The sequence below is a fragment of the Brevibacterium sp. CT2-23B genome (assembly GCF_013168765.1).
GTDB lineage: Bacteria > Actinomycetota > Actinomycetes > Actinomycetales > Brevibacteriaceae > Brevibacterium > Brevibacterium sediminis.
Map to the genome: position 1 here is coordinate 273,192 of NZ_JABBYK010000003.1, position 13,875 is coordinate 287,066.

Genomic DNA, 13,875 nt, shown 5'->3' on the forward strand with positions numbered 1-13,875 from the left:
CGTGGGCAGATCGTCATCTTAAGCGCGCTTGACCCACGTCTGTAGAGCTTCCTTGTGGACACCGGTCTGTTCAGCGATCCGAGCGATCGCGCCGTTGCGCATCGCAGGGTCTCGGCGAGCTTCCACCGCCAACCGTGTGGTACGCGCGTGGAGCTCGGTAGGATCCTTCGGGTTCGGTAAAAGGGCCGTCCTTCCGGATATCTGTCACACCCTCAATCAAACTAAGGACGGTTCAATCTGTGGCTACTCGTTTCCCTTTGTCAAAGACATTCTTGTCTCCAGTAGCGAGCAGCGCTGCTTCGAGGAGCATTTCGAAACAATGCTTAAGATGGATCAAGACTGTGGTCACTCTTCCATTGTTTTCCAGTGCGTTGAACGCTGTGACGCCAGTCCGCAGCGAGGAGATGGCTTTCGCCCTCAGTGTGCGAACGTCGTATGACTTTCATGGCATGATTACAGGTTAAATGAGATCGGATGCACTTCCACCGCCTGTGAGCCCTGATGTTGGCAGGCAGAGGTCAGACATTGAGATCGCTGACGAGCGTGGACCTAGTCAATCCAAGCTCCCTTGACAGTAGGCGGATCCTGCTCGTCGTCGAACACTCGTAGGTGATATGACTTTACCCGAGCGACTTGACCGCAAAGCGGGCGCTCACTCCTTTACGCAATGTTGCACCGCGATAGCTCATCTTTAGGCTTTCATCTACTCTGTGGTAGGTACTGGAAGAAAATGACAACTTAGTGAGACGAAAGTGGTCTCCTCAAGTTGTCATGTCCAAGGTCACCTCGGTGAGCTTCTGACAAGAGTAACGAGATCCTACAGCCGCTGCGGTATCGAGCAGGCCGAGAACATCATCGACAACAGCACCCCGATGCGACAGCACGACACGGCCCCAGGGCTCACCGTCACCGAGGCTGTCACCACGAAGGATGCGCTCGCGCAGTTCGCTCCAGCGCCTCCAATGTCGGTCGAAGGCGCGTCGCCTGACAAGCCTCTTCCGCTGCGCCTGATCGCGAAGCGCGGAATCTCGATCCGTATCAATGAAGACAATCATCGGTCGATATCCGAGAATTCCTGCAAGGCTCACAATGAGTCGGCGACTCCATCGGCGGGTGCCCGGATCATGGATGACCAGCGGTCCGCCGCCCCTGTTGAGCATGAGCGCAAGCACGCGGAGATGGGCGATCGTGTGGAGAATCGGTCGAACAAGCGCGTACGGCAACCACGGCACCCACTGACGCAGCTGACGTCGCACGCCCTCCGGGTCTGCCGACCGCACCCGAGGCGATCGGCCCCGTAATACTCTGAGCGCTTCGGTCTTGCCTGCCCCGGGAACCCCGGCGATGACAACGAGAGGAGTGACCGCAGCACTGCCCGATGGGCCGCTTTCGCGCCCTTTGAAATTCCGGTCGAGTTCCTTAACGAACCCGTCGTCGCCTCTCGCAGCGGCTGCTGATCCCATGGTGGCCTCTCCGAGTCAGATGATGAGAGTCAGCATAGAGGCGATTTCTTCGCCGTCACTGCGAAATCTCTCGGAGATTCACTCGCCGAGGTGGCCCTCCAGATCATCGAGGATCTGACCGGCCCCGGTCGGGCCGAGTCCAAGGAACCAGACATCGTCATTGACGCGGATGGCCTTGCTGTCCTGGACCGCGTCGAGACCCTTCCATTGGCTCGACTCGAGTGCCTTCTTCTCCCCGGTCGCCTCCGGATCGCCATAGCTGGTGTAGAAGACATAGTCGCCGGCCGCCTGGTCGAGGTTCTCCGGAGAGATCTCGACGGCGAGCTCGTCGACGTCCTGATTCTTCGGGCGCTTGAACCCGGCATCGTGGAGGATGACTCCGATGAGCGACTGATTCGCGTACAGGCGGAGGCGATCAGGCATGAAGCGCACGAGCGAGATCGTCGGGTCGCCGTCGACGGAGTCCTTGAGCTCTCCAGCCTCGCGAGCGTACTCCTCAAGCTCCTTCGTCGTCTCGTCTTCCATGCCCATCGCCTCACCCACGAGGCGGAAGTTCTCCTTCCACGGGAAACCGGGACGGATCGAGAACACCGTCGGAGCAATGGAGTCGAGTTCGTCATAGCGTTTGTCGGCGCGCAGCTGGCTACCGAGGATGAGGTCAGGTTCGAGTGAGGCGATCTTCTCGAGATCAAGCTCCTGAATCGTGCCGACCGTCTCGACTCCCTTGACCTGGTCTTCGAGATAGCTCGGCACCGGGCTGGCGCCTTCGGTCGTCACCATGCCGACGGGTGTGATGCCCAGCGACAGGACATCGTCGAGCTCTCCCGTGTCGAGGACGACGACGCGCTCGGGCTTCTTCTCGATCTCCGTCGTGCCATTCGCATGCTTGACCGTCCGCGGGAAGACCCCAGCCTCGGCATCGCTGCCGAGCTTCGCAGTCTCCTCATCAGCAGTGCCGAAGGCCTCGCCTCCTGTCGCAACATCTTTGTTTCCGGCGTCCCCGTCGGCGCCCTTGTCACCCTCGGCGGCACAGCCGACAGCGAACAGGGCAATGGTCAGAGCTGAGGCGGCCACAGCAACCGCCCGATTCTTCAGAGTCGATTTCACGAAGATGAGCCTACCCTAAGTGGATACTTCGCTCGACACGCCGCACCTTCCGCTGAATCGCACCACGAATGCAGTTTCCCGGGTCTACTTAGGTTAGGCTCATCTTCGCAAGCGAACATTCTCGAAAGGTTCCCTATGTCCCGCGTCAAACCCGGCAGCACACGCGTATTTGCCGCAGTCACCCTCGCCACCGCTCTCAGCCTCAGCGCCTGCGGCGGGTCCGGCTCTTCCGACTCCGGCGATGGCGACACCGCCGCCGACGGTCAATGGCCCCTGACGATCACGGACGACGCCGGCCACGAAGTGACCATCGACGAAGCTCCCGAATCGATCGTCTCCACCTCGGTGACTCTCACCGGCAGCCTCCTCGCCGTCGACGCACCGGTCACCGCCTCCGGGGCCACCATGCCCAATTCCCCCGTTGCCGACGATCAAGGCTTCTTCACGCAGTGGAGCGACGTCGCGAAGGAGAAGGACGTCAAAGCCCTCTACCAGGGCGACCCCGATGTCGAGGCCGTGCTCGCCGAGGAACCCGACCTCATCGTGGTCTCGAAGACCGGCCAGGACTCGGCGAACGCCATCTACGATCAGCTCAACGACATCGCCCCGACCGTCGTCATCGACTACGGGGACAAGGACTGGCAGGAGGTCACTGCCAAGCTCGGTGAGATCACCGGCCACGAGGATGAGGCGAAGAAGGTCAACGACGAATTCGGTTCCCGCGCCGAGGAGGTGAAGTCCGCCATCGACGCCCCGAAGCAGCCGGTCACCGGCATGATCTTCAACGAGAAGGCCAAGGGCGGAGGATCCGGGGCCAGCGCGAACATCTGGACCCCGGAATCCGCTCAAGGCAAGCTCCTCCAGGAGGTCGGCTTCGAACTCGCCGAGGTCCCCGAAGGCACAGCCGGCCAAGGAGAAATGGGCAAACGCGCCGATATCGTCGAAGTCACCGGTGAGAACCTGTCGAAGGCCGCCACCGGCGAATCCGTGTTCCTGTTCAACGCGAACGAGAAGACAGCCGCGTCATATGCGAAGAACTCGCTGGTCGAGAGCACACCGGCGGTGAAGAACGATGCCGTCTACCCGATGGGCCTCGACTCATTCCGCCTCGATTACTACTCCGCCACGAACGTCCTCGACCGCATCGAGGACGAATTCGGCAAGTGATCACCTGAACCCGAAACGGACGGCCGGCAACGAAGATTCTTCTCGCTGCCGGCCGTCCGTTCTCTGCCTACGGAGCCCCGTCTTGGCGGCCCCGGCGGGGCCGCCTCGGCGATCTGATCGACCTCCGCGGGGCCGCCTCGGCGAATCAGCCCTTGGCCGGGCGGGAGCTGATGATCTCCGCGCGCTCGTCGCGGTTGAATTGACGCAGCTGGGTCACATGGGACGGGTTGAGCTCGGAGACATCGGCGACCTGGAGCAGGCGCATGGTGCGCTCGACCTGCTCGCCGAGGATCGCGATCGTCCGGTCCACTCCGGCCCGACCGCCGGCCATGAGGCCGAAGAGGTAGGCGCGGCCGATGAGCGTGAAGTCCGCGCCCAGCGCCAACGACGCGACGATGTCGGCGCCGTTGCGGATTCCGGTGTCGATGATGATCTCCACGTCCTTGCCGATCTCGCGAGCCACCTCGGGGAGGAGTTCGAAGGGCACGGGCGCGCGATCGAGCTGGCGCCCGCCGTGGTTGGACAGGACGATCGAATCGACGCCGAGGTCGGCGAGCTTTTTCGCATCCTCGAGCGTCTGCACGCCCTTGACGGAGAATTTGCCGGGCCACATGGCGCGGATCTCGGCGAGGTCATCGAAGTTGATGGAGGGGTCCATCGCCGAATCGAGGAGCTCGCCGACGGTGCCGCCGGTCTCCGACAGGGACGCGAACTCGAGCTTCGGGGTGGTCAGGAAGTCCCACCACCACCAGGGACGAGGGATGGCGTTGAGGATCGTCTGCGGGGTCAGCTGCGGTGGAATCGAGAAGCCGTTGCGGGTATCGCGCAGTCGGGCACCGGCGACGGGGGCGTCGACGGTGAAGAAGAGAGTGTCGAACCCGGCGTTCTTCGCCCGCTCGACGAGGCCGTAGGAGATGTCGCGCTGCTTCATCACATAGAGCTGGAACCAATTTCGCCCATGCGGGTTGGTCTTCTTCACGTCCTCGATCGACGTCGTGCCCAACGTCGAGAGCGTGAACGGGATGCCGGCAGCTCCGGCGGCTCCGGCGCCGGCGGTCTCACCCTCGGTCTGCATGAGTCGGGTGAAGCCGGTCGGCGCGATGCCGAAGGGCATGGCCGAGCTGCCACCCATGATCTGGGTCGAGGTGTCGACGTTCGTGACGTCCTTGAGGATCGAGGGGTGGAACTCGATATCGCGGAAGGACTGGACCGAGCGCTCCATCGAGATCTCACCCTCGGCGGCCCCGTCCGTGTAGTCGAACGCCGCGGCCGGGGTCCGGCGCTTCGCGATCTTGCGCAGGTCCTCGATCGTCAGCGCATTCTCCAAGCGACGCTTCTTCGGGTCGAGTTCGAACTTCTTGAACTTCATCAGCTCGAAGATCTCGGCCGGCTGAGGAATCTGCCTCTTGACCATGTTTTTCGCTCCTTTGATTAGGCGGTGGTTGAGAAGTGGGTGGTGGCTGGTGCGGGTGGTCCGATCGGCAAGACGGCGCCGCGCGGATTCAGGAGCCGGGGACCATCCAGGACAGCACCGTCGACTGGAGTCCGACGAGCAGACACATGGCGACGAGCATGCCCAGGGACCAGCCGATGACGCGGCGGAGGATCGAGGCCTCCTTGCCGAGCAGACCGACGGCGGTGGCCGCGATGGTGAGGTTCTGCGGGCTGACCATCTTGCCGAGGACGCCGCCGGAGCTGTTGGCGCCGACGAGCAGCAGCGGGTTGAGCCCGGCCTCGTGTGCGGCGGTCTGCTGCAGGGTCGCGAACAGTGCGTTCGCCGAGGTGTCCGAACCGGTCACAGCAGTGCCCAGCCAGCCGAGGATCGGCGAGAGGAAGGCGAAGAAGGCTCCGGTGCCGGCGATCCAGGTTCCGATGGTGATCGTCTGGCCCGAGAGGTTCATGACATAGGCCAGCGCGAGAACGGAGCCGACGGTGAGGATCGAGAACTTCATCTTCACGACGTTGACGATGAAGACATCGAAGGCGTCCTTCGCCGACATCTTGTACACGATCGCGACGATGATGCCGGAGATGAGCAGCAGGGTGCCAGGGGAAGACAGCCATTGGAAGTTGTAGACCGTGCTCGTCGAGACTTCGCCGGCGGCGTTGAGGATGTTCCCATCCAGTCCGGGCCAGGGGATCTTCACATCGGTCGAGGCCAGCCAGTTGTTGATTACCGGCACGAGTTTGGCCACGGAGAAGATGACGATGACGAGCAGATAGGGAAAGAGCGCGAGGAAGACTCGGGACCCGGTCAGCGGCGCGGTCTCCTTCTTCACATCGGTGGCAACGGCAGCAGAGGCACCGCCGGCATCGGGAGCATCGGCGCCTTCGTGTTCGCGCTCATCGGCCATGCGGTCGAGTGCGTCCTGACCGCCCTTCGGCTTCCAGAAGCGCAGCATGATGACGACGGCTGCGAGGCCGACGAGGGAGGCGATGATGTCGGTGAGTTCGACGGAGAGGAACGTGGCGGAGACCCACTGGGCGAGGCCGAAGGCGATGCCCACGACGAGGGCCAGCGGCCAGATCTGCTTCAGCCCGCGACGCCCGTCGACGAGCAGGACGAGGAAGAGCGGCACGACCGCGGCGAGGAACGGGGTCTGGTGACCGACCATGGCGCCGATGTCCTGGTAGTCGATTCCCGTCAGAGTGCCGGCGGTGATGATCGGGATGGCGATGGCGCCGAAGGCCACGGGCGCGGTGTTGGCAACGAGGACGACGACGGCCGCTCGCATAGCGGTGAAGCCGACGGCGACGAGCATGACACCGGTGATCGCCACCGGGGCACCGAATCCGGCGAGCGCTTCGAGGAGGCCGCCGAAGCAGAAGGCGACGATGATGGCCTGGATGCGCGGGTCATCGGAGATGACGTTGATGACCAACCGCAGGTCCTCGAAGTGCCCCGAGCGCACGGTGAGTTCGTAGAGCCAGATCGCCGTGATGACGATCCACATGATCGGAAACAGTCCGAAGGCGAACCCCTGTGTCGCCGAGAGCGCGGCGAGTCCGACCGGCATTCCGTAGGCGGCGATCGCGACGAGGAGAGCGACACCGACGGCGGTCAGTCCGGCCCAGTGGGCCTTCCATTTGAGCGCGCCGAGGGTGACGAAGATCGTCAGCAGCGGCAGGATCGCCAGCAGGGACGACCACAGCAGGCTGTCGGCCACCGGTGCGATTTCAGGTGTGTACATGGTTTCTCCAAATCGGCCGGGCCTGCCCACATCGGGTCCGTTCCCCTGTGAACGCGCTCCGAACTCGAACGATCAGAATTTTCAGTATGGCCTTTATGAGGTCAGACCATTAATCTGAGCATAGGACGAGGGTGTGATCTGCGTCAAATGTTTTCCGGCAGCGGTTCCGGTCACACCCCACGAGCAGGACGACGAGCAATGAGAGGCATGACATGATGGCGCGGTGGAGACGACCATGAATGATGATGCGAATGGGGTCCGCCCGGATCAGGCAGACAGCACCGAGGCGGCTGCGGGCCCCGACTGGAAACCCGTGAACCGTGCGAGCACCTATGAGCTCGTCATCGACGCCATCGAAGAGCAGATCATGACCGGCTCACTGGGCGTCGGAGATCCTCTGCCTGCCGAACGCGACCTGGCGACGAAGCTCGGCGTCAGTCGCGCCAGTGTGCGCGAAGCGCTGCGCGTGCTCGACAGCCTCGGCGTCGTTCGGTCATCTGGCGGGTCCGGCCGCGGTGCCGGCACGTTCATCGCCGCCATGCCCTCGGCCGCGCTCACTCGTTTCCTCCGCCTTCATGTTGCGCTCACGAACTTCAGCATCGATGACGTGACGGAGACGCGCATCCAGCTCGAACGCTCGAGCGCGATCCTCGCGGCGACCCGAGCCGATAAGGACGCACTGGCAGAGGTGAATGCGCAGCTGGCGATGATGGACACTCCCGGGATCAGCCTGGAGACCTTCAACGACGCGGACACCGCGTTCCACGTCGCCATCGCTCAGGCGGCTGGAAATCAGCTGTTCTCCGACCTCACCGGGGCCATCCGCACCTCTCTGCGGAAGTCGATCTTCTCCTCATTCAGCCGCGTCGACGACCAGCAGGCGCTGATGGCGAAGCTGCAAGCCCAACACCACGGGATCATGGACGCCATCACCGCCGGTCGCGCCGAGGAGGCTGCGGCCCTGACCGAAGAGCACATCCGCTTCGCCGCCTCACGCTTACCCGGCCTCTCCGACACCTAACCCACCCCAATTGCTACCTGACGGCGGCCCAGCAACCTCGCGCGAGGTTGCTGGGCCGCCGTCAGGTAGTAATTAAGGGGTTTACTGGTCGTCGGAACGTTGGGCCACCTCGGCGGTTTCCGCTTCGATCCGCGCTTGGTTCTCGGCCCGTTTCTTGGCGCGCTTCTCCTCCTTATGTGCCGCCCGGACCTCTTTGCGCCGTTCGACGAGGAGGTAGAGGGCGGGGACGAGGACGAGCGTGAGCACCGTCGACGAGGTGAGCCCGCCGATGACGACGATCGCCAGGGGCTGCGAGATGAACGCTCCCCCACCGGTCAGCCCCAGCGACATCGGCACGAGGGCGAAGATCGTCGCGGCCGCGGTCATGAGGATCGGGCGCAGGCGCAGTCGGGTGCCGTGGACGATCGCGTCCATGAGGTCGAGTCCGTCCTCCCGCAGCTTGTTGATGAGGTCGATGAGCACGATCGCGTTCGTCACGACGATGCCGATGAGCATGAGCAGACCGATGAGTGAGGGAATGCCCAAGGGTGTGCCGGTCGCCAGCAGGAGCAGCACGGCTCCGGTCGCTGCGAACGGAATCGACACCAGCAGGATGAGCGGCTGGACGAAGCTGCGGAACGTCGCGATCATCACGAGGAACACGAGCACGATCGCCACGGCCATCGCCATACCAAGCTGACCGAAGGATTCCGCCTGCTCCTGGCTGGCACCGCCGACGTCGAAACTGACTCCGTCGGGCAGATCCATGGTCTCGGTCAGATCGGTGGCCGCAGCGGTGACCGTTTCGAGCTGACCGCTGGACGGAGTTGCGAACACGGTGACCTTCCGGTCTCCGTCGGCACGGTCGATCGTCGCCGGGGTCTCGGTCTTCTTCACCTCCGCGATCTCGTCGACGGTGATCGGTTCGCCCTTGATGTCGGGGATGGCGGCCTGCTCATCGGCAAGCGCTTCTTCCTCCTCCTGGCTCTGCTCCTGTTCACGCTGGCCGTCGACGAGGTCGTCGATGGCGTCGTTGGCTTCCTTCAGTCCCTTCTCTGCTTGTTCGACGCCTTCGCGGGCCTGTTCCACCTGGTCGGCAGCCATGTCGCCCGGGCTCGGAGCCGGCGGCGGATTCTCGGCATCGCGCAGGGCCTTGCGGGCCTGTTCGAGCTGGTCGGCCGCGTTGTCACGAGCTTCACGGGCAGACTCAAGCTGCTCGGCCGATTCGTCAGCGGCCTTGCGCTTGGCCTCCTCGGCGCGGGCATCGGTCTTCTCCTCGACCCGATCGGTCGCATCCTCCTGGGCGTTCTGCGTCTGCACCTCGGTGACGGGCAGTTCGAGAGCACGGATCTCGTCCGGGGTCGCATCCGGATGAGTCGGAGCGAGAGTGATGACGCGCTCCTGGCCATTGAGGGTGATGGTGCCGGCCTCGACACCGTGGAGTGCGGCGGCGATGGCCTGCCCGACCTCAGCCTGGCTGAATCCGTAGTCGGCGGCTTTCTCCCTATCGACGTCGACCTCGATGACCGGCTGATCGGCGGCGAGGTCGTTGCGGGCGGACTGTACGCCGTCGGTGTCCGCCATCTTCTTCGTCACCTCGTCGGCAGCCTTTCGCAGCGCACCCAGGTCGGTGCCCGAAAGGGTGACCTCGACGTCCTCGCTGACGGAGCCGCCAGCGTCCTGGACGTCGATCTCGCCCGCGTCCTTCCCGAGGTCGTCGAGTTGGGTGCGGAGGCGGTTCGTCGCGACCTCGGCCTCGGAGTCTTCGGCCAGGGTGACGTTGAACTGGTTCTCTGCTCCGGATTCCGGGCCGTTGACCGTCGTCGAGTAGGTGTCGACGTCCGGATCATCGCCAAGCACGGCTTCCACGCGCTTCGCGGCCTTGTCACCGGCTTCGAGCGAAGCGCCGGCGGGGAGGGTCTGCGTGATGTACACGGAGTTCTGCCCGGCCGATCCGAGCAGGTCCGTCTTGAGGAAGGTCGCGCACATCATCGTGACAACGAAGATGACGACGGAGAAGGCGATGGTCCTCCAGGGGTGGTGCAGGGCCGAGATGATCGCCGGCAGGCTGCGCTGCTGGAGGCGATCGACTCGGCCGGAGGCCTCACCGTTTCCGGGTGCGGGAGCGACGACGGGTTCGACGGTCGCGTCCGGCAGCGGGTCCTTGCCCTTGGCCGCGCGTTTAGCGTTTTTCTTCTCGATCGCCTTCTGGCGGCGTTCGGCACGGGCCACCGAGCGGCGGTGCTGCTTGGCCGCCCACAGCTCATAGCTGCGGTCGGTGGCGGCTTGCCGTTTGGGCGAGAGCGGTTTGGGGCTGCGGCGCAGGACCCAATAGCTGAACACGGGGACGATCGTCAGCGCCACGACGAGGGAGGCCAGCAGTGCCAAGGACACGGTGCCGGAGAAGGGCCGGAACAGCTGTCCGGCGATGCCGTCGACGAACGCGATGGGCAGGAACACGGCGACGGTGGTCAGGGTCGAGGCGGTAATGGCACCGGCGACCTGCTTGACGCTGGCGACGATGTCTTCGACCGTCAGGTCGCTCGTGCCCTGGCGTCTCCGGATGTTCTCGATGACGACGATGGAGTCGTCGACGACGCGGCCGACGGCGATCGTCAGGGCGCCCAAAGTGAGGATGTTCAGCGTGTAGTCGCCGACCATGAGGCCGATCATCGCGATGAGCAGCGACATCGGGATCGAGATCGCGGCGACGATGGTCGAACGGAACGAGCCGAGGAAGGCGAGGATGACGAAGATCGCGAAGATCAGGCCGAGTCCGCCTTCGACGGAGAGGTCGTGGATAGATTTCTCGATCTCCGGAGCCTGATCGAAGATCGTCGAGAATTCCGTGTCCTCGCCGAGCTTCGGACCGACCTTGTCGAGGGTGTCGGCGACCTTGTGGGAGACGTCGACGACATTGGCGTCCTGGTCTTTGGTCACCGACACGGTCACGGAATCCCTGCCGTCGGCACGGGACAGGGAGGTCTTCTCGACCGAGTCGAGGTCGACGTCGGCAACCTCACCCAGCAGTACGGTGCCGTCCGCGGTGCGCAGTGGCGTCTTCTTGATCTGCTCGACGGCGTCGACCTCAGTGCCGACCTCGACGGCCATCGACGTGTCGCCCCGTGAGCTCTGGCCAGCGGGAACGACAGTGCCGGCGGCTTCGAGCTCATCGGGCACGGAGGATTCGACGACGTTCTTCTCCGCCACGTCCTCGGGGCGGAAGGTGATGGAGACTCGCTGCTCGTCCTGGCCGGTGACCTCGACGTTCGAGACTCCGTCGAGAGCGCGGAGTTCGGGGACGAGGTCAGTCTCAAGACGGTCACCGAGGGTGGCGGAGTCTCCACCGGAGACGGCGAACATCGTCACCGGGACCTCATCCATCTGATACGACAGCACCTCGGCTTCCGCATCGGCGGGCAGGTCGGACTTCACTCCGTCGACGGCCGAGCGGACGGCGTCGGTCATCTCTTCGGAGTCCTTGCCGAAGGGCCAAGTCACCTCGGCGGTCATCATCCCCGACGAGGTGGAGGTGGTCACCGATTCGAGCTCTCCGACCCCGTCGAGCGCAGTTTCGAGGGGCTTGGTCACAGTCTCCTCGATGACCTCCGGAGAAGCGCCGGGGACGGTGGCCTGCACCGAAGTGCCGGGCAGGTCGACCGAGGGCATCGTCTCCTGGTTGAGTGAGGTGGTCGCGACGATGCCGAAGACGGCGATCACGAGGGTGAGCAATCCGACGATGAGGCGGTTCTTCAGACTCATCCGGGTGATCAGGTGCACGGGGTTCCTCCGGGTTCGGGGGTGTGAGCGGGGCGCTCCAGTCAGTCTTCCAAGCGGATCGCCTCAGCGGATCGCCCAAAAGTAGGCAACGGTGTCCCCCAAAAGGATGAATTCTCACTGCTGTTCCCGGCAGGTCGATCACGGCCGTTCGGTGGGGCACGTTCCGACCCTAGAAGCGGTCACAGGTGCCCGGCACGGGAGTTGTCCCCCAGACCACCCTCAGGAAACACGGAAAAAACCGGAGGATCCCCTCCTCTTACTACCTGACGGCGGCCCAGCAACCTGGCGCGAGGTTGCTGGGCCGCCGTCAGGTAGCAATTAGGTGTGGAGGCGGACGTGGTGGAGGAGGCGTTCGGAACGGTCACTGCCTGATGCCGCGACATCCAGGCCTCCGGCGGCGTCGCTGTTGAGGGCGGCGGTCAGAGTGGCTTCGGCCGCCTCGGTGTCGAAGTCCTCTCCGATGGCGACGAGGACGCTGTCGGCATCCGGCCGATCACCATTCCCCGCGCTTAAGGACGGCGTCTTCGGGACAGGTCGGGCCGCCTCCGCGACGTAGACGTTCGGACCCACAGCCTGCACACCGAAGCTGCGCCTGCGAGATCCCACAGCCGCGAGCACGGTGCCCTTCACGCGGTACACCCCGGGCGGGAGGTCTTCGACGAAATCCATCACCGCATCCGGATCGACAGGGCCGCTGCCGGTGACGGTCACGGACTGGGCGTGGCGGTGTGGCATGGATTCCGCATCGACCTCGTCGTCACCGATCTCGTCGACCGCCGCCTCGGCGTAGGCCTGACGCAGCAGTTCCCGGATCGGCAACTCAGGTTGGATCGGGTCATCACCGGCGTCGGAGCCGCCTCGGCGAAGGTCCTGCTCACCTTCGCCCGGATCGAATATGAGTGTGGGGTCGAGGCGGGCGTGGTGGGTGCCGATGACGATGACGCGCGGATTGCGTTCGTGGACGCGGGCGCGCACGGCCTCGACCGTGGTCCCACGGTCGGCCACCGGCACCTGGTCGAGCTTGTTGACCAGCACCAATGTCGTCGCGGCGAAACGCAGGGGCGGCAGGCTCGAGGTATCGATGGTGTCGAAGTACATGGTGGCGTCGACGACGTCGATGACCCCGCCGAGGTGGAATCGGTGGTGGCCCATGCGCGTGATCATGCGGGCCAGGGTCAGGGGCTCGGCGAATCCGCTGGCCTCGACGATGATTGCGTCGAGGCGCAGCTTGGGGTTCGTCATCGCCACGAGCGCGTCTTCGAGCTCGGAGTCATCGGTCAGGCAGCACACGCATCCGCCCGAGATCGACAGCGGTTCGTCGACCTGGCCGACGACGAGTCCGGCGTCGATGTTGAGGTCGCCGAAGTCGTTGACGATGACGCCGATGCGGGCGTCAGGGTGGCGCAGGAGGTGGTTGAGCAGGCTCGTCTTTCCGGCACCGAGGTAGCCGGTGAGCAGGATGACCGGGATCGCCGGTCTGCGGGTGGGGCCGCTCATTGCGCCTCCTCGGTGGTCGTGCTCGCTTTTCGTGCTCGGTGGCTCGACAGCGCGGGTTCCGCTGTGCGCGCGGGCCCCGTTCTCGGTACGGGGTCAATCGTAGAGATGCGGGTGAACCGCCCGTTAATGGTAACGTGTTTCATTATTTCTCTCGCATATGCGCGTTCATGCATATGCCCCTGTGACGTCGACGATGAGTTCGACAGAGACTATAAGGGAGGACTCCCATGGCAGCTCCGCAGAAGAAGACGCGTAGCACCGCACAGAAGGCACTCATCCGCTCTGCCCTTGAGACCGAGACCCGCTTCGTCTCCGCCAAACAGCTCCACCGCCGCCTCGAAGACGAAGGGGCCAGCGTCGGCCTCGCCACCGTCTACCGGCAGCTCAATGCGCTTGCACGCGGCGGCGATGCCGATACGATCACCATCGCCGAGACCCAGCTCTTCCGCGCCTGCGCGCAGACCGAGCACCATCACCATCTCGTCTGCGAGCGCTGCGGCACCGCCGTTGAGATCGACCCGCCGAGTGAGGACTGGATGCGTCAGATTGCGGCATCGAACGGCTTCGAGATCACACACCACGTCTTCGAGATCTTCGGCCTGTGCGCCGAATGTCGGGCGTCCGGCTGAGCGCAGCCGGAGCACCGCCCCGGCGTCAGACTAAGACCGCT

At 64.2% G+C, this 13,875-nt stretch carries 9 protein-coding genes; 3 read left to right on the forward strand and 6 right to left on the reverse strand.

Features of this window, described 5'->3' with window-relative positions:
* Positions 1 to 761 precede the first annotated feature (761 nt).
* Together HIM68_RS09815 and HIM68_RS09820 are read right to left on the reverse strand one after the other, a co-directional pair.
* Positions 762 to 1,463 (reverse strand): AAA family ATPase, encoded by a 702-nt coding sequence (locus HIM68_RS09815; RefSeq protein WP_172171764.1) that lies wholly within the window; start codon positions 1,461 to 1,463, stop codon positions 762 to 764.
* Between the two features lie 78 nt (positions 1,464 to 1,541).
* Complete coding sequence (locus HIM68_RS09820) at positions 1,542 to 2,570, reverse strand: ABC transporter substrate-binding protein (RefSeq protein WP_367647497.1); 1,029 nt, start codon at positions 2,568 to 2,570, stop codon at positions 1,542 to 1,544.
* Positions 2,571 to 2,705: 135 nt separating this feature from the next.
* On the opposite strand from HIM68_RS09820, the gene fepB reads away from it, so the two are divergent.
* Entirely contained in the window at positions 2,706 to 3,737 is a 1,032-nt protein-coding gene (fepB, locus tag HIM68_RS09825) for a Fe2+-enterobactin ABC transporter substrate-binding protein (protein ID WP_172171766.1), read from the forward strand.
* A 145-nt stretch (positions 3,738 to 3,882) separates the two neighbouring features.
* Here the strand turns inward: fepB and HIM68_RS09830 are convergent, their stop codons facing one another.
* Both HIM68_RS09830 and HIM68_RS09835 read right to left on the reverse strand, forming a co-directional pair.
* Positions 3,883 to 5,151: an alpha-hydroxy acid oxidase gene (locus tag HIM68_RS09830; protein WP_172171768.1), complete on the reverse strand. Its 1,269-nt coding sequence runs from the start codon at positions 5,149 to 5,151 to the stop codon at positions 3,883 to 3,885.
* A gap of 88 nt (positions 5,152 to 5,239) precedes the next feature.
* Positions 5,240 to 6,928, reverse strand: a complete 1,689-nt coding sequence (locus tag HIM68_RS09835) for an L-lactate permease (protein ID WP_172171770.1) — start codon at positions 6,926 to 6,928, stop codon at positions 5,240 to 5,242.
* Positions 6,929 to 7,163: 235 nt separating this feature from the next.
* On the opposite strand from HIM68_RS09835, the gene HIM68_RS09840 reads away from it, so the two are divergent.
* The gene (locus tag HIM68_RS09840; protein ID WP_172171772.1) at positions 7,164 to 7,949 is read left to right on the forward strand and encodes a FadR/GntR family transcriptional regulator; all 786 of its coding nucleotides are present in this window, start codon (positions 7,164 to 7,166) and stop codon (positions 7,947 to 7,949) included.
* 81 nt (positions 7,950 to 8,030) lie between these two features.
* Here the strand turns inward: HIM68_RS09840 and HIM68_RS09845 are convergent, their stop codons facing one another.
* Both HIM68_RS09845 and HIM68_RS09850 read right to left on the reverse strand, forming a co-directional pair.
* Positions 8,031 to 11,690, reverse strand: coding sequence for an efflux RND transporter permease subunit (locus HIM68_RS09845; RefSeq protein WP_172172147.1), 3,660 nt, complete (start codon positions 11,688 to 11,690; stop codon positions 8,031 to 8,033).
* A 336-nt stretch (positions 11,691 to 12,026) separates the two neighbouring features.
* Positions 12,027 to 13,205 carry a GTP-binding protein gene (locus HIM68_RS09850; RefSeq protein WP_172171774.1) on the reverse strand — a complete coding sequence of 393 codons (1,179 nt, stop codon included), beginning with the start codon at positions 13,203 to 13,205 and terminating at the stop codon, positions 12,027 to 12,029.
* Between the two features lie 227 nt (positions 13,206 to 13,432).
* On the opposite strand from HIM68_RS09850, the gene HIM68_RS09855 reads away from it, so the two are divergent.
* Positions 13,433 to 13,834 carry a Fur family transcriptional regulator gene (locus tag HIM68_RS09855; protein ID WP_139467918.1) on the forward strand — a complete coding sequence of 134 codons (402 nt, stop codon included), beginning with the start codon at positions 13,433 to 13,435 and terminating at the stop codon, positions 13,832 to 13,834.
* Positions 13,835 to 13,875 lie beyond the last annotated feature (41 nt).

Excerpts from the sequence above, each read along its gene's own strand:
- HIM68_RS09835 (WP_172171770.1), bottom strand. The coding sequence starts at position 6,928 with ATGTACACACCTGAAATCGCACCGGTGGCCGACAGCCTGCTGTGGTCG.
- HIM68_RS09840 (WP_172171772.1), top strand. The coding sequence starts at position 7,164 with ATGAATGATGATGCGAATGGGGTCCGCCCGGATCAGGCAGACAGCACC.
- HIM68_RS09830 (WP_172171768.1), bottom strand. The coding sequence starts at position 5,151 with ATGGTCAAGAGGCAGATTCCTCAGCCGGCCGAGATCTTCGAGCTGATG.
- HIM68_RS09855 (WP_139467918.1), top strand. The coding sequence starts at position 13,433 with ATGGCAGCTCCGCAGAAGAAGACGCGTAGCACCGCACAGAAGGCACTC.
- HIM68_RS09845 (WP_172172147.1), bottom strand. The coding sequence starts at position 11,690 with ATGAGTCTGAAGAACCGCCTCATCGTCGGATTGCTCACCCTCGTGATC.
- fepB (WP_172171766.1), top strand. The coding sequence starts at position 2,706 with ATGTCCCGCGTCAAACCCGGCAGCACACGCGTATTTGCCGCAGTCACC.
- HIM68_RS09850 (WP_172171774.1), bottom strand. The coding sequence starts at position 13,205 with ATGAGCGGCCCCACCCGCAGACCGGCGATCCCGGTCATCCTGCTCACC.
- HIM68_RS09815 (WP_172171764.1), bottom strand. The coding sequence starts at position 1,463 with ATGGGATCAGCAGCCGCTGCGAGAGGCGACGACGGGTTCGTTAAGGAA.